We start from the raw sequence: 17,461 nt of genomic DNA, 5'->3' as shown, positions 1-17,461 counted from the left end.
CCGGGTGCTCGCGGCCGGTCGCGACCGTCCGGCCGTTGGGGCCCTAGGTGCCGTCTGGGCCCGCGTGGCCGGTGGTTCCCGAGGTACCGGAAGTGCCCGAGGTGCCGGAAGTACCCGAAGTGCCGGAAGTACCCGAAGTCCCGGAAGTCCCCGAAGTCCCCGAACCACCGTTGGGGGACGCGCCCGACGAGCCGCCGCCCGAAGTGCCCGAAGTGCCGGACGTTCCCGACGTGCTCGGCTTGACCGACGGCGTGACCGGCCCGTCGACCGAGCCGCAGCCATAGAGTGTGACGAGCGACAAGACGGCCAGCGATACCGTCGTTTTCTTGAAGTAATGGTGCATGGGTGGCCTCGACATTGAAAGTGTGTCCAGGTCACAACTGCAAATTCCGCGCCATGAAATGTTCCGCGCAACGCCTCCGCGTTTTGTTGCGGAAATCAGGAATATCGGCGCGAATTAAACGGACGAATGGCGGTTTCGCGAGGCGGGCGCGCCGGGCGGGCCGGCGTGCTCGTGGCGATGTTCCCGCAAGGCGCCGTAACGCCGCGTCCGATGTTACGTAGCGTTCGACCCGGCGTTCGGCGGGTGACGCAACCGGCCGCGACCCGAGGGCTGCGTCTTTGACGAAACGCCCGCGCACCGTGAACATGACGCAAACCCACCCGGCCGCGGGCGACGCCGAAGCGGCCACGACTTCAGACAGGACACCGACATGAGCGAACACGACAGGGAACAGGGCAAGGCGCGACGCACCGACGTGATGGGCGAGGCGTTCGTCGAGCGCGCGATGCGCGACCTCGACGGTTTTTCGCGTCCGCTGCAGAACTGGCTGAACGAACACGCGTGGGGCAGCACCTGGCAGCGTGGCGGAATCGACCTGAAGACGCGCAGCCTCTGCACCTGCGCGATGCTGGCGGCGCTCGGCCGCGGCACGGAGCTGAAGGGCCACGTGCGGGGCGCGCTCAACAACGGCGCGAGTCTCGTCGAGATCCGCGAGGTGCTGCTGCACAGCGCGCTGTACGCGGGCGCGCCAGCCGCGGTGGAAGCGTTCCGCAGCGCGCGCGAGGTGATCACGGAACTCGGGCTGACGCTGCCCGACGACGAAGCCTGACCGGCGCGCCGTGACCGGTGGCCGCGCCGCGGCCCCGGGGCGCCGCCATCATCCGCGCGACTGCCCCGTCCACCCGATCACGATCCATGCTCGACGTGCGCGCCCTGCGCCGGCACATCGACCGGCGCGGCGGCGACGTCGAGCAGCCAGTCCGCCGTTGCGTCCGGAATCGTGACCGGCAGCATGTGTCCGCCTTCGACGACCGTCAGCCGCACGCGCGCCGACTTCTTCGCCAGCGCCTCGCCGTGCGTGCGCCAGTTCAGGATCGGATCGGCGCGGCCGTACAGCACGTCGACCGGCAGCGAGAGGTCCGCGTAGCGGCGCTCCATCGCGGGCAGGTCGACGGGCGCCGACAGCAGGTCCGTCGCGGTCGCATAGAACACATGCGGGCGCAGCCCGAGCAATCCGCCGCCCTTGACCGGGAAGTCGCGCGGCACGGCTTCCGGCGCGAACACCTGGGTGACGGCCTTGCGGCCGGTGAGGATCGTCAGCGGGATCGCGAAGGTCCACGACACGAAGCGGCGCACCAGCGGCGACGGCAGCATCAGCGGCTTGAACGGCGCCGGCGGCTCGGTCTGCTCGTGCGACAGCGGCGCGATCAGCGCGAGCCGGCTCACGCGCTCCGGGTGGTTGAGGCCGACCGCGAGCGCGATCGCGCCGCCGAGCGAGTGGCCGACGAGCACCGGCCGGTCGAGCTTCAGCGCGTCGAGGAACGCGGCGATCGTGCGGGCCTGCGCGAATACGTTCGCCTGCGAACCGGCGCCGCGCAGCGAGCGGCCGGCGCCGGGCCGGTCGACGAGGATCACGCGATGATGCTGCGCGAGCCGCGTGAGCGGCAGGTACGCGAAGTTGCGCCACTGCCCGGCGAGCCCGTGCACGAACACGAGCGGCGGGCCGCTGCCGTACTCGACGTAGTGGATGCGATCGCCGCCGATGTCGACGAAGCGGCCTTCGGGCGGAAACGCGCGCGTCACGCGGCGCGCGATGTAGCCGGAAAACAGCGCGAGCGCGGCGAGCACCGCGACGACGCCGAGCAGCACGTTCTGGATCAGATGAAGCGTAGGGCTCATGTCGGCCTCAACGGGTTTCGAGTACGGGTTCGGCAACCGGCGCGGCGGTCGGGCCGGCTTGCGCGCGGCGTTCGAACCGCATCGCCGAATCGGCGAGCCCGCTGAACTTCAGCGACGCGAGATCGAGCACGTAGTTCTGGTGGAATTTCCAGGGCTTGCGGTGCCCCTGCTTCGGCAGGATGCCGGCCGCGCGCTGGATGTAGCCCGAGCTCAGGTTCACCGCCGGCACGTCGCCGAGATCGCCGGCGCCGAGCCGCGGCACGCAGGTGTCGTAGCCGTTCGCGCGCATGTGGTTGAGCAGCCGGCACACGTAGCGCGCGATCAGCTCGGCCTTCAGCGTCCACGACGCGTTCGTGTAGCCGAACGACGACGCGAGGTTCGGCACGTCGCTGTACATCATTCCTTTATAGGACACGGTCTGCGGCAGGTCGACCGCGCGGCCGTCCACCGTGACGCGCGCGCCGCCGAGCATTTTCACCTTCAGCCCGGTCGCGGTGACGATCACGTCCGCGTCGAGCTGCTGGCCGCTCTTCAGCTTCAGGCCGGTCGGCGTGAAGCGCTCGATCTCGTCGGTGACGATCGACGCGCGGCCCGCGCGGATCGACTTGAACAGGTCGCCGTTCGGCACGAGGCACACGCGCTGGTCCCACGGCATGTAGCGCGGCGTCAGATGCTTCGCGACGTCGAAGCCGGGGCCGAGCTGCCTGCCTGCCGCGCGGATGATGAACTGCTTCGTCCGCTCGGGCTTGCGGCGCGACACGTTGTACAGGTACATCGTCAGCAGCACGTTCTTCACGCGCACGAGCCGGTGCGCGAGCCGCGACGGCAGCACGCGGCGCAACGCGTTCGCGATCCTGTCGCGCGCGGGCAGCGACACGATGTAGGTCGGCGAGCGCTGCAGCATCGTCACGTGCTGCGCCTCGGCCGCCATCGACGGCACCAGCGTGACCGCCGTCGCGCCGCTGCCGATCACGACGACGCGCCGGTTCGCGTACGCGAGGTCCTTCGGCCAGTGCTGCGGATGCACGATGCGGCCTTCGAACGCGTCCATGCCGGCCCAGTCGGGCAGGTAGCCGCCGTCGTAGTCGTAATAGCCGCTGCACATGTAGAGGAAGCGGCACGTGTAGACAAGCGTGTCGACCGCGCCGTCCCGCGTGCGCTCGACGCGCACCGTCCAGCGCGCCTGGTTCGAGTCCCAGTCGGCCGCGACCACCTTCCGGCCGTAGCGGATCGTCTTGTCGATGCCGTACGCGCGTGCGGTGTCGCGGATGTAGTCGAGGATCGTCTGGCCGTCCGAGATCGCCTTGTCGCTGTGCCACGGGCGGAAGCTGTAGCCGAGCGTGAACATGTCGGAATCCGAACGGATGCCGGGATAGCGGAACAGGTCCCAGGTGCCGCCGATCGTGTCGCGCGCCTCGACGATCGCGACGCGCGCATAGGGGCAGCGCTTTTTCAGGTGGTACGCGGCGCCGATGCCGGACAGGCCGGCGCCGACGATCAGCACGTCGAGGTCGTGGCCGTCGTCGCAGGCGGACGGCGCGTCGCGCCGGTCGGTCGTTGTCGAGGTCATGCCGGGTCCTTGGTCGGTGTGGCCGGCAGCGCGGCCGACGGGTGCGCGCGTTCTCCCGCGGGGACTTCCTTCGGGCGCAGGTTGCGTGCGCGGGCGCGGCGCACGTGGCGCAGCATCAGCCGCTGGTAGCCGGCGCCGAGCAGGCGCGCGAGCTTGTCGAGGCGGCGCGCATCGGCGCCGACCAGCACGCGGCGCGCATTGCGCTCGACACCGGCGAGAATCTGCCGCGCGGCGTCGTCGGCCGTCGTCGCGTTGATCAGGCGGTTCGCCTGGCGGCGGTGGGTCGCTTCGTCCTGGCCGGTGAGCGCGTGAATGCTGGTGTCGACGCGGCTCGCGTCGACGATGTGGGTCGCGACGCCGCCCGGATGCACGCAGGTCGCGCTGACCGGCGCGCCGTCGAGTTCGAGCTCCATCCGCAGCGCCTCGGTGAAGCCGCGCACCGCGAACTTGGTCGCGTTGTACGCGCTTTGCGTCGGCATCGCGATGAGCCCGAACAGGCTCGACGTGTTGATCACGTGCCCGTCGCCCGACGCGCGCAGATGCGGCAGGAACGCCTGCGTGCCGTGCACGACGCCCCAGAAGTTGATGCCGACGATCCATTCGAGATCGGCGATCCGCGCGGTCTCGGCGCTCGCGGCCAGCGACACGCCCGCGTTGTTGAAGACCAGGTTGACCTTGCCGTGTTCGGCGCGCACGAAGTCGGCCCACGTGAACACCGCGTCGCGGTCGGCGACGTCGAGCCGCCGCGTGCTCGTGCGCACGCCGTGCTTCGCGCACGCGGCCGCCGTGCCGGCGAGCCCGGCATCGTTGACGTCGGCGAGCGCGACCTCGCAGCCGCGCCGCGCGAGCTCGACCGCGAGGCTGCGGCCCATGCCCGAACCGGCGCCCGTGATCGCGGCGACCTTGCCGGAAAAACCCTTCATCGTCGTTCCTCCCGTTCCGCTTGCGCCGCGCCGGCGGCGCGCTTATTGTGGTGTTGTTCGTCACCACTTTAGTTTTCGGGTGTCCTGATGTCAAATAGCGAAATGGAGAAAGCACTCGAAACGGAAAAACGGGGGCGGGCGTACGGCGGTGTCGCGCCCGAGGTACGGGCCGCCGAGCGGCGCGACGCGCTGATCCGCGCGGCGACGCGCGTGTTCGGCACGGTCGGCTTCCGCAAGGCGACCGTGCGGTCGATCTGCCAGGAGGCGAAGCTCAACGACCGCTATTTCTATGCGGCGTTCGACAGCACCGAGGATCTGCTGCGCTGCACCTACCTGCATCACGCGCAGCAACTGCACGAAGCGGTCGCGCGCGCGGCGGCCGAGCGCGGCGGCGACCTGCGCGAGCGCGTCGACGCGGGGCTCGCGGCGTTCTTCGCCTTCCTGCGCGACCCGTGCGCGGCGCGCGTGCTGCTGCTCGAGGTGATGGGCGTGAGCGCGGATACCGACATGACGTACCAGCGGATGCTGATCGACTTCGGCAAGCTGATCATGGCGATCGGCGCGGCGCGCGAGGCCGTGACAGCCGCCGAGCGTACCGAACAGCGGCTCGTCGGGCTCGCGCTGGTCGGCGCGATGACGAACGTCGGCGCGGCGTGGCTGCTGACCGGGTATCGCGATCCGGAGGCGCAGATGGTCGCGAGTTGCAGGAAGGTGCTGCTGGGGACGTTGCGGGAAGCGGGGTAGCGCACGGCAAGCGGGTGGCGCCGCCGCAGCCAGGAGGCGGCGACATGCCGACTGGCGCGACCCGTAACCGGCCGCGTTGCGCAGCGCCCCGGACGCTTCAACCCGCCGGGCGTTTCGATCGCGCCGTGCGCGCCGGTGCCGCTGGCCCCGTATCCCCGATCCTCGCCTTCATCGCGTCGATGAACGCGCGCACCTTCGGCGACGGCAACCGCGTCGACGGATACACCGCATGAATCCCGGCCCGCGCCGAGCGCCAGGCGGGCAGCAGCCGGACCAGCCGGCCGGCCGCGACGTCCTCCGCGATCGAGAAATCCGTCAGGAGCCCGAAGCCGCCGCCCGCGAGCGCGATCGCGCGGCAGGCCGTCGCGGTGTTCGACACGACCGGCGCGACGCAGCGCACCGATGCATGGCCGCCGCTCGTATCGTCGAGTTCGAGCGTATGCGGGCGCGACAGCGTCGACAGCATCACGAACGGCAGCGCGGCGAGCGCGTCCGGGTCGCGCGGCAGGCCGTGCCGCGCGACGAATGCGGGGCTTGCGACCAGCCATTTCTCGTATTCGCCGAGCTGCACCGCGCGATAGTTCGAATCCGCGAGGCGGCCGATGCGGATCGCGACGTCGAGATTGTCCGCGACGAGATCGACGATGCGGTCGTTCGCGATCAGTTCGACGTCGAGCCCCGGATGCGCGTCGCGCAGCGCGACGACGGCCGGCGCGACGACCAGCGCGCCGTAGTCGATCGGCACGCTCACGCGCAGCGTGCCGCGCAGCGGTCCCGTATCGGACGATACCGCGTCGAGCGCACTTTCGGTCGCACGCACGATGTCGCGGCACGCGGCGTAGAACGCGCGCCCCGCATCGGTCACGCTCAGCCGCCGCGTGGTGCGTACCAGCAGGTTCGCGCCGACTTCGGATTCGAGGCGCTGCATGTGCGTGCTGACGACCGTCTTCGCGAGCCCGAGCCGTTCGGCCGCGGCCGTCAGCGAGCCGGCATCGACCACCGCGACGAAGATCGCCAGCCGGTTCAGGTTCACGTCGCGCAGATCGGCCATCGTCGATTGTCCTATGGAAGAGGAGAATGTTTCATCGATTATCCGTCTTCTGGGTGTGAACGGCGAGCGCTACGCTGGGGCCGTTCGTCGCCGATTCCCGGCGGCGCGAGATCCAGGAGCCTTTCCATGCCAGCCGCCAGCAAGCCTGCCCGTCCGGTTCGTGTCTATTCGTTCCCGCTGTCCGGGCACGCGCATCGCGTCCGGCTGTTCCTGTCGCTGCTCGGGCTGCCGTTCGATATCGTCGACGTCGACCTCGCGGCCGGCGCGCAGCGCAAACCCGCGTTCCTCGCACTCAATCCGCTCGGCCAGGTGCCGGTGATCGACGACGACGGCACCGTGCTCGCCGATTCGAACGCGATCCTCGTCTATCTCGCGAAGCGCTACGGCGACGCGCACTGGCTGCCCGACGATGCCGCCGGCGCGGCGACCGTGCAGCGCTGGCTGTCGTACGCGGCCGGGCCGATCGCATCGGGGCCGGCGGCCGCGCGGCTCGTCACCGTGTTCAGCGCGCCGCTCGATCACGACACGGCCAAGCGCACCGCCGCGAAGGTGCTCGCCGTGATCGACGGCGAGCTCGCCGGCAAGCCGTTCGCCGCCGGCGCGCAGCCGACGATCGCCGACATCGCCGCCTACACGTACATCGCGCACGCGCCGGAAGGCGGCGTGTCGCTCGAACCGTATCCGCACGTGCGCGCGTGGCTCGCGCGCGTCGAGGCGCTGCCTGGCTTCGTCGGCATGCAGCCGACCCGCGCCGGCCTGCTTGCCGCCTGACGCGCGGCCACGCTTTTACCGGGAGAACGCGATGACCGCGCCGACCGCCGCCGTACCGGGCTGGGAACTCGACGTTGCGCCGTTTCATGCGGGCGAGCTCGCCGTGCAGCAGCGCGCGGGCGTGACGGAGGCCGCGGGCGCGGCCGGCCGGCGCGGGATCCGCCGTTTCATGCCGGACCAGCACCGGACGTTTTTTGCGCAGCTGCCGTTCTTCGTGCTCGGCGGTGTCGATGCGCACGGCCAGCCGTGGGCGACGCTGCGGGTCGGGATGCCCGGCTTCGTGACGACGCCGGACGCGCGCACGCTGCGCATCGGCGGCGATGCGCTGCCCGGCGATCCGCTGGCCGGCGCGTGGCGGCCGGGTGCGCCGCTCGGCGGGCTCGGGATCGAGTTCGACACGCGCCGGCGCAATCGGGTGAACGGCGTCGTGCGTGCGGTCGACGGCGGCGCGCTGACGATCGCGGTCGAGCAGAGCTTCGGCAACTGCGCGAAGTACATTCAGGGCCGCAAACCCGCGTGCGTGCCGCGTGAAGGCGATGCGTCCATCGAGGCCGACGTGTCGGACCGGTTGAGCGACGCGGATCGCGCGCTGCTGGCGCAGGCCGATACGTTCTTCGTCGCGAGCGCGAACACGTCGGCCGGCGCGGGTGCCGCGCGCGGTGCGGACGTGTCGCATCGCGGCGGCATGCCGGGCTTCGTGCGCGTCGACGACGCGCGCACGCTGACGACGCCGGATTTCAGCGGCAACCGCTTCTTCAACACGCTCGGCAACCTGCAGCACGATCCGCGCGCGGGGCTGCTGTTCGTCGATTTCGACAGCGGCGACCTGCTGTATGTCGCCGCGGAGGCGGAGATCGTGTGGGACGGGCCGCTCGTCGCGTCGTTCGACGGCGCGCAGCGGGTCGTGCGGTTTCATGTGCGTGAAGTGCGGCGCACCCGGGGCGTGCTGCCGTTCCGGTGGTCGACGGTCGAGCGGGCGCCGCAGTTTGCGGCGATGGCGGCGGGTTCGGCTTTCGCGGGTGCGCAGGCGGCGTCTGCGTCCGCGTCTGCATCCACATCGGCGTCGGCATCCGCATCGCCGTCGGGATGGCGCCCGCTGCGCATCGCGAAGGTTGTCGACGAAGCGCACGCGATCCGCTCGTTTCATTTCGAACCGGCGGACGGCGGCGCGTTGCCGGCCTACGAAGCCGGGCAGCATCTGACGCTGCGCGTCGCGCTGCCGGGCGGCGACGCCCCGGCGATCCGCAGCTACACGTTGTCCGATGCGCCCGGCGCGCCGCATTACCGGATCACCGTGAAGCGCGAAGGACGCGTGTCGGCCTGGCTGCACGACCATGCGCGTGCCGGGATGACGCTCGATGCGCAGATGCCGCGCGGCCGCTTCACGTTCGACGTCGCGAGCCCGCGTCCGGCCGTGCTGGTGTCGGCCGGCATCGGCATCACGCCGATGTTCGCGATGCTGCGCCGCGCGCTGGCCGATGGCACACCGTCGCGCCGCGTCGTGTTCGTGCACGGCGCGCGCGAAACGGCCGACCGGCCGTTCGCGGCGGAACTGACGCGCATCGCGGACGCCGACGCACGCGTATCGCTGCACTGGTTCGACAGCCGGCCGCGGCACGACGGCGCGGCGCGACCGGGCCGTATCGACGTCGCGCAACTGAAGCGCGTCCTGCCGTTCGACGACTACGATTTCTACCTGTGCGGGCCGTCCGTGTTCATGCGCGATTTGTACGACGGATTGCGCGCGTTGAACGTGCCGGACGAGCGTATCCGTTTCGAGGCGTTCGGATCGTCGAGTGTCGTGCGCAGTGCGACCCGCGCGACGGGCGCACCGTCGGTTGCAAGCGTGCCCGTCGTGTTCCGCCGCACGGGGCGCGACGTTGCATGGACGCCCGCCGACGGCACGCTGCTCGAATTCGCCGAAGGCCACGGCGTGGCGGTGCCGTCCGAATGCCGGTCCGGGTCGTGCGGCACGTGCGCGACGCGCGTGCTGTCTGGTGCGGTCGATTACGTGCAGGCGCACGATGCGGCGGTCGAGCCCGGCTGCGCGTTGCTGTGCGTCGCGCGGCCCGTCGAAGGGGCCGTGGCGCCGCTCGTGCTCGACCGCTGACGTGCAGGCGACGACCATGCGGCACGCGGTCGCACAACGCCTGCTGCGCAAAAAACGCGCGCAACTGCTTCTTTTTCCGGAGGCCTGTCGGATCGACGATAGCGTCAACCGATAGAGAAGAGGAGCAACACCATGAAACTGTTCAGCATGATCCGCCTGGTTCTGTGGAGTTTCTTCGGCGTACGCAACAGCAAGGCGCACGCGTCCGATCTCGCGAACGTCAACTTCACGCTGCTGCCGTTCGTCGCGATCGTGCTCGCGGTGCTGGTCGGCGCGGTGATCTACGGCGTCGTCCATCTGGTCGTCGATCCGACCGTGACGATGCAGGGGTTCTGATCGTCGCAGGTGCCGCGCGCGGGCAGTCTTCCGGATTGCCCGGCGCGACACGCGAGGCGGCAGCATTGCCGCGCAGGTCGTCCCGGCCGATCACGTTTCGCTATCCCCGTCTCCCGTTCCGCTCGATTCCACGGTCCCGACCCCCGCCCCGGGGTAAAATGCGCGCCACGCCGCGATGTCGCGCGCGACGGGCATTCCGCCGTTCAGAAGAACGGCGCACGCACATGCCCGGTCGCCCGCACCGGGGCGTTCGAAGCGTCCCCCGCACGACAAGACCGCGCGATGCAGCCGGCCGCCCGACCCGCACCCGATCCACGGATCGGCGGCCGCGTCGGCGCCCGTCGCGTCACCTGAATCAGACGTCCCATCCCGCGCATTCCCGATCGATCGGCCCGCATGCGGCCGGAACGTCCGGTTTGTCTGATGACTGTCGTGCCGACGTCCGTGCCCGGCGATCCGCCAGGACCGTCGCGGGTTCATGCGCGAGGGCGCGCTTCGCAGCGGCGTAACGTGTTTCGAGTGTTTCGACAGGGTCGAGTGGCGAGTTTTCCATCCAGAACAATGACGGTGAATAGAACAACAGGGGCGCCCGCACGGCGGCGGCGCGCGAAGGTCGGGCTTGGCGTCGGTCTCGGCATCACGCTTTTCGCGGCGCAGGCCGCCGCGGCACAGAACGACGCGCCGGCTGCTTCGGAGGTCGATGCGGCCGGCAGCGCGACGCTGCCGGCGATCGCGGTCAGCGGCGAGCGCGGCGGCGCGTTTCGCGCACGCGAAGCATCGGTCGCGGGGCTCGACGACGCGCCGCTGCGCGACACGCCGGCCTCCGTCAGCGTCGTCACGCGCGCGCAGATCGACGACCAGCAGGCGAAGCGCCTGAGCGACGTGCTGCGCAACGACGCGTCGGTCGTCAACGACTACGCGCCGGTCGGCTACTTCGAAGGCTTCGCGATCCGTGGCTTCCCGGTGGATCTTGCGAGCGCGATCCGGATCGACGGGCTGACGGTGTCCGGCGAGCAGAACGTGCCGCTCGAGAACAAGGCGCGTGTCGAGCTCCTGAAGGGTCTGGCCGGCATCGACAGCGGCGTGGTCGCGCCGGGCGGCGTGATCAACTTCGTGACGAAGCGTTCGGCGAACGTCGCGAGTGTGACGGGTGGCGTCGACAGCCGCGGCTCGACGTCGGCGGCCGTCGATCTCGGCCGCCGCTTCGGCCCCGGCAATCAGTTCGGCTTCCGGATCAATGCCGCGAAGGAGAACATGCACTCGTACATCGACGGCACGAACGGACGGCGCACGTTCGGCTCGATCGCCGCCGACTGGGACATCAGCCCGCGTGCGAGCCTGCAACTCAATGCCGAATTCCAGCAGTGGATCCAGCGTTCCGCCCCCGGCTACCAGTTGCTCGGCGGTACCGTCGTGCCGTCGGTCAAGACGACGTCGAAGGCGCTCGGCACGCAGCCGTGGGCGAAGCCGGTGACGACCGACGCGCTGAACCTGAACGCGCGCTTCGACTACCAGTTCAACGACGACTGGAAGGCGTATATCGCCGCGGGCCGCAGCCGCACGATGATCGACGACAACAGCGCGTTCGCGTACGGCTGCTATTACGCGGCGAGCTGCGCGGCCGGCACGACGTCGCCGTTCTTCTTCGGTGCGAACGGCGACTACGACGTGTACGACTTCCGCAGCCCCGGCGAATACCGCCGCAACGACGACCTGCGCGCGGTCACCACCGGCAAGTTTGCGACGGGCCCGCTGCGCCACGAGCTGACGCTCGGCGTGAGCGTGCAGCGCCGCGTCGTGCACATGGCCGATGCCGTATACGACTACGTGGGCAGCGAGAATATCGACGGGCCCGACGTCGCGTTTTCACCGTCACCGAATACGCCGGGGCCGTCGTATCCGCGGCTCGACGCGTGGCAGTACGGCGTGTTCGGGCTCGACCGCATCAGCATCGGCGAGCACTGGCAGGTGCTCGCGGGCGGCAAGGAAGTGCTGCTGCGCCAGCGCAGCTGGGACAGCGTCGATGGCGACGCGACGCACACCGACCGTTCCGTGTTCCTGCCGCAGGTCGCGCTCGTCTACAAGCCGGTGAACGTGCTGTCGCTGTACGCGTCGTACAGCAAGGCGCTGTCGCTCGGCGACCAGGCGCCGGTGCGCGCGACCAACGCGTATGCGTTCATGCCGCCGGTCGAATCGCACCAGTTCGAGCTCGGCGCAAAATACGACTGGCTTGACCGGCTGAGCCTCACGGCCGCCGTGTTCTCGATCAGCAAGCCGTTCCAGTTCGCCGACCCCGACGCGTCGGGCGCGAGCTACACGTTCGTGCAGCGCGGTACGCAGCGCCACCAGGGGATCGAGCTCGGCGCGGCCGGGCGGCTCACCGAGCGGCTGTCGCTGACGGCCAGCGTCGCGGCGATCCGTGCCCGCGCGTACGATTCCGGTTCGCCGGCCTACGAAGGGCACCAGATCATCAACGTGCCCGCGCTGCGTGCGTCGCTGTACGCGGACTATGCGGTGCCGCACGTCGCGGGCCTGAATCTGCTCGGCGGCGTCGAATACAGCGGCGCCCGCAACGCGAACGAAGAGGGCACCGCGCGCGTGCCGTCGTGGTTCGTGTTCAATTTCGGCGCACGCTATACGATGAAGATCGGCGGCCATCGCACGGTGCTGCGCGTGTCGGTGGACAACCTGTTCAACAAGTTCTACTGGCGCGACGCGGGCGAGCAGCAGGGCGACGCGTACCTGTTCCCGGGCGCGCCGCGCACCGCGCGCGTGTCGTTGACCTATGATTTCTGACCGGCCGGCACGGGCCGCCTGAACGGCGGCGCCGGCGGCACCACAGGAGAGCACGAACGATGTCCCCCCTCGAAATCGCCGGCGTGATCGTCAGTGCGCTCGCGATCTGGCTGACCGCGAAGCGGCGCATGCTGTGCTGGCCGGTCGGGCTCGCGTCGGTCGCGCTGTACGGCTGGATCTTCTTCGACGCGAAGCTGTATTCCGACATGCTGCTGCAGGGTGCGTTCGCGGTGCTGCAGGTGTACGGCTGGCGCCGCTGGATCGGGCAGCGTACGCTCGAGGCGAGCGGCGGCGCGGCGCCGGAAGGCGACGTCGCGCCCGTCACCGGCGTGCGGCCGAGCCAGATGCTGCCCGACCTGCTCGCGGCGGTCGTCGGCAGCGCGCTGCTCGGCGGGATGATGGCGCGCTGGACCGATGCGGCGTTGCCGTTCGTCGATGCGTCGCTGACCGCGTTCAGCCTCGTCGCGCAATACTGGACCGCGCGGCGCTACATCGCGTCGTGGGGGCTGTGGATCGTCGTGAACGTCGTCTACGTCGGGATGTTCGTGTTCAAGGAACTGTATCTGACGGCCGGACTCTATGCGCTGTTCATCGCGCTCGCCGTCATCGGCTGGCGCGACTGGAGCCGGACCGCCGATGCGCTGCGCGCGACGGCGCGCCCGGCGGGCTGATTCACGGCCGATTCAACTACGGAGCGACCTCGTTCATGTCATTTCCACTCGAGCCGGACGGGCCGGTATCGCGGGACGTTGCACCGCCGCAGTTCGGCGTCGACGGCGAGCAGGCCGAACGCGACTGGCCGCTGATGACGCACGACGAGGTCGCGGCGCTACTCGCGCGCATCGACGGCGCCGGCGAACCGGCGCGACTGACGTGGCACAGTCCGCGGCAGTTCGCGGCGGCCACGCTGGTGCGGATGACGGACGGGCGCGCGCTGTTCGTCAAGCGTCATCACGTGAGCCTGCGCGACGTCGCGGGGCTGGAGGAAGAGCATCGTTTCATCGCCCACCTGCGCGAGCGCGGGATGCCGGTGGTGGACGTGCTGGCCGATCGCAACGGTGCGACGGCCTTTGCGTCCGGCGACTGGACGTACGAGGTGCATGTCGTCGCGCCCGGTGTCGACTCGTATCGCGGCGTGATGTCGTGGCAGCCCTTCACGCATCCTTCGCATGCATACGCGGCCGGGCGCGCGCTGGCCGGGCTGCATCGCGCGTCGGCCGGTTACGATGCGCCGCCACGGCCCGTGCGCACGCTGCTGTCGAGTTTTCGCGTATTGTCGTCCGCCGATCTGGCGGGCGCGCTCGAACGCTGGGTCGACGCGCAGCCGCTGCTGGTGCGCGCGCTCGGCACGCGCGACTGGCGCGGCGATGTCGCGGAGGCGATCGGCCCGTATCACGCGCGCCTCGTGCCGCTGTTGCCCGCGCTGCCGCCGCTGTGGACGCATGGCGACTGGCATGCGTCGAACCTGCTGTGGAACGGTGCAGGCCCCGGCGCGCAGGTGCGCACCGTGCTCGACTTCGGCCTGTCCGATCGCACCTGCGCGGTGATGGACGTCGCGCTTGCGATCGAGCGCAATACGGTCGACTGGATGGCGCCGCCCGATGCGCGTCGCGTCGAGTACGAACAGATCGATGCGCTGCTCGACGGCTATGAATCGCTCGAACCGCTGAGCGACGACGCATATGCGGCACTGGTGGCGATGTTGCCGATCGTGCATACGGAGTTCGGGCTGTCGGAGGTCGCGTACTTCGGGTGCATCATCGACGCACCGGCGATCGTCGATATCGCGTACGACGGCTACCTGATCGGGCACGCGCGCTGGTTCGGCGAGCGCGACGGGCGGCAACTGCTCGACTGGCTGGTGCAACGCCGGCGCGCGAAGCAGGGCATCGCCTGATTCTTGAGAGCACCCTGATAGCTTCACCAGTTAGGCGATTGATATGTCGCTCGAATCGAACATCGAAATCTCGTCCGGATAGATTCGATGGACCGTCTCACGCGAGCGTTGGCGGTGCGCAGTTCAACGCAAGCGCGGCGGCGATAAATGAGCAACTTTCATGTCAATGGCCCGTACAGCAGTTGTTGAGGCAGCCGGGGCTCACTTGAACGGTGACTTCACGGGTTTCCGACGTTGATTCGGTTGCGCTATTGGTTGGATAAATTTGCGTTTTTATCTGAAATGGTGCGTTTATCAGGCCATCGTCTATGATGACTTTCGCTACCGCGGAAGCGCGTTTCGTTGCAAGTTGATCGGGGGTGGTTTCATTTTTTGACGCACTTCCAATAATATCGATCCAGTTTTGAATCGGGTGCTTGGAGTTGATTTTCGAAACCCATTGTCCGATTCGTATTTTCTCGGATGCGGCGATTTCGTGACTGTTGGGTGAAAATGAAACGAAAAATTGTTGTGATGGGAGGTTTTGTGATCCTAGGCATTCTGCTGTAGCGTTCGTGGGAAAAAATAATAAAACTGTAGCAGTCGCGAGTAATGTTGTAATCAAGATTCTCATGCTGAATCGACTCCCTTAATCTGCAAATAAATCTTCGCCGTAGATCACGAATCCGGTGAGTGTATCCGCATTTCTCAGTGCCAGGTCAGGATTGGCCCTTGCCCATGCGGCCGCTGTGGGGTCGAGCCCGTAACGATGGTCGCTGCTACCGAAGGTGTCAACGAAATGTGTTACTTCATGAATGAGCGTGGATAGGCGGGAATCTCCGTACATATTCTGGTCGCGCAAGCCGGTACAAAATTTCATGGCGATACTTATCAGTCTGCGCTCCGTGTTGGGCCCGCAAACGTGAGCGGCTTCGTTATCAATGTCGCTCATATTCGGGACGCAACCTAGCATTTTATCGAGATTCGGATCGCTTCGAACGAAGTGGTGTGGCGTTAGCGTTTTAAGAACGGAAAGGTGTCGTGAGAAGCCACTGATAAGATATTGTCGTGTATTTTCGTCGCATCGATTGAACCAATAGATCATTCTCTCTTTGGTTCTTTCGTCATGTCGCTTCAGATCGGCGATCCTGCGCTCAACTAGAATTATGGACCATTTGAGTAGTCGCTTTGCCATAATTCTAAATTCTCTGTTGGTCATGTCAGGGCAAATGGGTGTCGTATTGATGTAAATATGAACCATCGATCCCGGATTCGTGTTGGTGACGGCCCCAGAGTGAACGAGAAACCATTCTTTGTCTTCGCCGGCATCAAATTTGTACTCGTCATGATCGGAGAAATTGTTCATTGCTTCAAAGTCTCGCTGTGTAGACTTTCAAGGATGCCGCACGATCTTGAGGTCGTAAAGCAGCATGGCTTCGTTCGTGTTACTGGAACCTTGGACAGTCATATTTTTGATCGAAGATGTCTATAGAACTCGTTCGAAATTTCGGAGTGAAATAATTTTTTATGATTCTGACGTGACCGAATTGAATCATCGAAAACGATGCGACGAGTTCGATGAAATGTGACGGCATCATCGGATTGCACGCGAGCGTTTAGACGTTACGTACAGGTGGCTATCTGGGCAGATAGGCAGGCTGATTCGGCGAGTACAACGCGCCCGACATGACGGAAATATCATCTTCGGCTCATGTTCGCACTGCACCCGATCCGTAGCATCGGTTGCGAACCGTTATCGCAGAACCGAACATGCTCAAGCTCACCTTCGCCGTGGCCGTCGTCTTCGCGATGGCCGCGACGGCCCATGCGCAGTCGCCGCAGGTCGCGGTGCCGACGCCGGTCCCGGCCCCGGCGGCTTCAGGCACCGCACCGCCGTCCGACGCACGGTCTTCCCCATCGCTGACGCTGTCCGATGCGCTCGCGACCGCGGCCCGCAACAACCCGGCGCTGCGCGGTGCGCGCGCCGACGTCGATGCGTCGGCCGGCACGCTGATGCAGGCCGGCGCGCGTCCCAATCCGGAAGTGTCGTTCCTGCAGGAAGGCTTCAGCCGCGCGGAGCGCACGTCGACCGCGCTGATCAACCAGACCATCGAACTCGGCGGCAAGCGCCGCGCGCGGCTCGACGTCGCGTCGTACGGCCGCGAGGCCGCGAACGCGTCGCTCGACGAGCAGGGCGCCGCCGTGCGCGCGGACGTGATCGCCGCGTTCTACGGGCTGCTCGCCGCACAGCGCCAGTTCCAGGTCACCGAGGAATCGGCCGCGATCGCCGCACGCTCCGCGGATCTCGCGGGCCGCCGCGCGCAGGCCGGCAAGGTGTCGCCGGTCGAGGCGACCAAGGCGCAAGTCGCTGCGGCCGGCGTGCAGATCGAGGTGGTAACCGCGCGTGGGCGCGTCGACGTCGCACGCGAGAAGCTCAACGCGGTGATGGGCGAAGCGCGCAGCGACCAGCGCGTCGCGCTCGGCGATCTGGAAACGGTGCCCGCGGTCGAGCCGCTGTCCGCACTGGCCGCGCGGCTCGACGACGCACCGCTCGCCCGCGTCGCGCGTGCGGAGCTGCTGCGCTCGAACGCGGCCGTGTCGCTCGAACGCGCGCGGCGCGTTCCGGACGTGACGGTCAGCGCGGGCGTGAAGCGGGTGACGACCGGCGGCGTGCCGGACAACCAGGCGGTGGTCGGCGTATCGATCCCGATTCCGCTGTTCGACACGAACCGCGGCGCGCTGCTCGAAGCGACGCACAAGGCCGGGCGCGCGAACGCCGATCTCGACCGCGAGCGCGCGCGGCTGCGGCTCGCGCTCACGCAGGCGTATGCGAACTTCGACGCGGCCGCGCAGGAAGCGCGGCGGCTGAAGACCGACATCCTGCCCGGCGCACGGCTCGCGCTCGACGCGATGTCGCGCGGCTACGAGCTCGGCAAGTTCAGCTTCCTCGATGTGCTCGATGCGCAGCGCACGCTGTTCCAGGGGCAATCGCAATACGTGCGTGCGCTCGCCGACGCACATGCGGCACGCGCCGACATCGGCCGGCTCGTCGGCACGCCGCTCGCGGCCGTCGCGCAATAGCCGCGCTTCTCACCTGAAGGA

General features: G+C 68.1%; 15 protein-coding genes. 9 read left to right on the top strand and 6 right to left on the bottom strand.

Features of this window, described 5'->3' with window-relative positions; translation table 11 throughout:
• Window positions 1-713 precede the first annotated feature (713 nt).
• A complete protein-coding gene (locus tag DIE21_RS03180) occupies window positions 714-1,112 on the top strand; it encodes a carboxymuconolactone decarboxylase family protein (protein ID WP_124495939.1) in 399 nt (132 codons plus the stop codon).
• Between the two features lie 77 nt (window positions 1,113-1,189).
• On the opposite strand, the gene DIE21_RS03175 is transcribed toward DIE21_RS03180, so the two are convergent.
• From DIE21_RS03175 to DIE21_RS03165, 3 genes are read right to left on the bottom strand one after another with little or no spacing between them, the layout of a single operon-like run.
• Window positions 1,190-2,182 carry an alpha/beta fold hydrolase gene (locus tag DIE21_RS03175; RefSeq protein WP_124495937.1) on the bottom strand — a complete coding sequence of 331 codons (993 nt, stop codon included), beginning with the start codon at window positions 2,180-2,182 and terminating at the stop codon, window positions 1,190-1,192.
• Between the two features lie 7 nt (window positions 2,183-2,189).
• The gene (locus DIE21_RS03170) at window positions 2,190-3,752 is read right to left on the bottom strand and encodes an NAD(P)/FAD-dependent oxidoreductase (protein ID WP_124495935.1); all 1,563 of its coding nucleotides are present in this window, start codon (window positions 3,750-3,752) and stop codon (window positions 2,190-2,192) included.
• Window positions 3,749-4,675: an SDR family oxidoreductase gene (locus DIE21_RS03165; RefSeq protein WP_124495933.1), complete on the bottom strand. Its 927-nt coding sequence runs from the start codon at window positions 4,673-4,675 to the stop codon at window positions 3,749-3,751. Before DIE21_RS03165 ends, DIE21_RS03170 begins: the two co-directional genes overlap by 4 nt.
• 87 nt (window positions 4,676-4,762) lie before the next feature.
• On the opposite strand from DIE21_RS03165, the gene DIE21_RS03160 reads away from it, so the two are divergent.
• Window positions 4,763-5,419: a TetR/AcrR family transcriptional regulator gene (locus tag DIE21_RS03160; RefSeq protein ID WP_124495931.1), complete on the top strand. Its 657-nt coding sequence runs from the start codon at window positions 4,763-4,765 to the stop codon at window positions 5,417-5,419.
• 97 nt (window positions 5,420-5,516) lie between these two features.
• Here the strand turns inward: DIE21_RS03160 and DIE21_RS03155 are convergent, their stop codons facing one another.
• Window positions 5,517-6,470: a LysR family transcriptional regulator gene (locus tag DIE21_RS03155; protein WP_124495929.1), complete on the bottom strand. Its 954-nt coding sequence runs from the start codon at window positions 6,468-6,470 to the stop codon at window positions 5,517-5,519.
• A gap of 126 nt (window positions 6,471-6,596) precedes the next feature.
• On the opposite strand from DIE21_RS03155, the gene DIE21_RS03150 reads away from it, so the two are divergent.
• From DIE21_RS03150 to DIE21_RS03125, 6 genes are all read left to right on the top strand, one after another.
• Window positions 6,597-7,241, top strand: coding sequence for a glutathione S-transferase family protein (locus DIE21_RS03150; protein ID WP_124495927.1), 645 nt, complete (start codon window positions 6,597-6,599; stop codon window positions 7,239-7,241).
• A 31-nt stretch (window positions 7,242-7,272) separates the two neighbouring features.
• Window positions 7,273-9,351: a pyridoxamine 5'-phosphate oxidase family protein gene (locus tag DIE21_RS03145; protein ID WP_124495925.1), complete on the top strand. Its 2,079-nt coding sequence runs from the start codon at window positions 7,273-7,275 to the stop codon at window positions 9,349-9,351.
• A gap of 132 nt (window positions 9,352-9,483) precedes the next feature.
• Window positions 9,484-9,687: a DUF2970 domain-containing protein gene (locus tag DIE21_RS03140; RefSeq protein WP_006750787.1), complete on the top strand. Its 204-nt coding sequence runs from the start codon at window positions 9,484-9,486 to the stop codon at window positions 9,685-9,687.
• A 561-nt stretch (window positions 9,688-10,248) separates the two neighbouring features.
• Entirely contained in the window at window positions 10,249-12,483 is a 2,235-nt protein-coding gene (locus DIE21_RS03135; protein WP_124495923.1) for a TonB-dependent siderophore receptor, read from the top strand.
• A gap of 59 nt (window positions 12,484-12,542) precedes the next feature.
• A complete protein-coding gene (gene pnuC, locus DIE21_RS03130; RefSeq protein ID WP_124495921.1) occupies window positions 12,543-13,154 on the top strand; it encodes a nicotinamide riboside transporter PnuC in 612 nt (203 codons plus the stop codon).
• 35 nt (window positions 13,155-13,189) lie between these two features.
• A complete protein-coding gene (locus DIE21_RS03125) occupies window positions 13,190-14,380 on the top strand; it encodes a phosphotransferase enzyme family protein (RefSeq protein WP_124495919.1) in 1,191 nt (396 codons plus the stop codon).
• 163 nt (window positions 14,381-14,543) lie between these two features.
• Here DIE21_RS03125 and DIE21_RS03120 read toward each other — a convergent pair whose 3' ends face one another.
• Together DIE21_RS03120 and DIE21_RS03115 are read right to left on the bottom strand one after the other, a co-directional pair.
• On the bottom strand, window positions 14,544-14,993 hold the full coding sequence (locus DIE21_RS03120; protein WP_124495917.1) for an OmpA family protein: 450 nt from the start codon (window positions 14,991-14,993) through the stop codon (window positions 14,544-14,546).
• Window positions 14,994-15,008: 15 nt separating this feature from the next.
• Window positions 15,009-15,725, bottom strand: coding sequence for a M35 family metallo-endopeptidase (locus tag DIE21_RS03115; RefSeq protein ID WP_124495915.1), 717 nt, complete (start codon window positions 15,723-15,725; stop codon window positions 15,009-15,011).
• Between the two features lie 404 nt (window positions 15,726-16,129).
• On the opposite strand from DIE21_RS03115, the gene DIE21_RS03110 reads away from it, so the two are divergent.
• Window positions 16,130-17,440 carry a TolC family protein gene (locus DIE21_RS03110; RefSeq protein WP_124495913.1) on the top strand — a complete coding sequence of 437 codons (1,311 nt, stop codon included), beginning with the start codon at window positions 16,130-16,132 and terminating at the stop codon, window positions 17,438-17,440.
• The last annotated feature ends 21 nt before the right edge of the window (window positions 17,441-17,461 follow it).

Origin of the sequence: Burkholderia sp. Bp9140 (assembly GCF_003853425.1) — a bacterium.
GTDB lineage: Bacteria > Pseudomonadota > Gammaproteobacteria > Burkholderiales > Burkholderiaceae > Burkholderia.
This window is presented reverse-complemented; position numbering and strand designations above follow the sequence as displayed.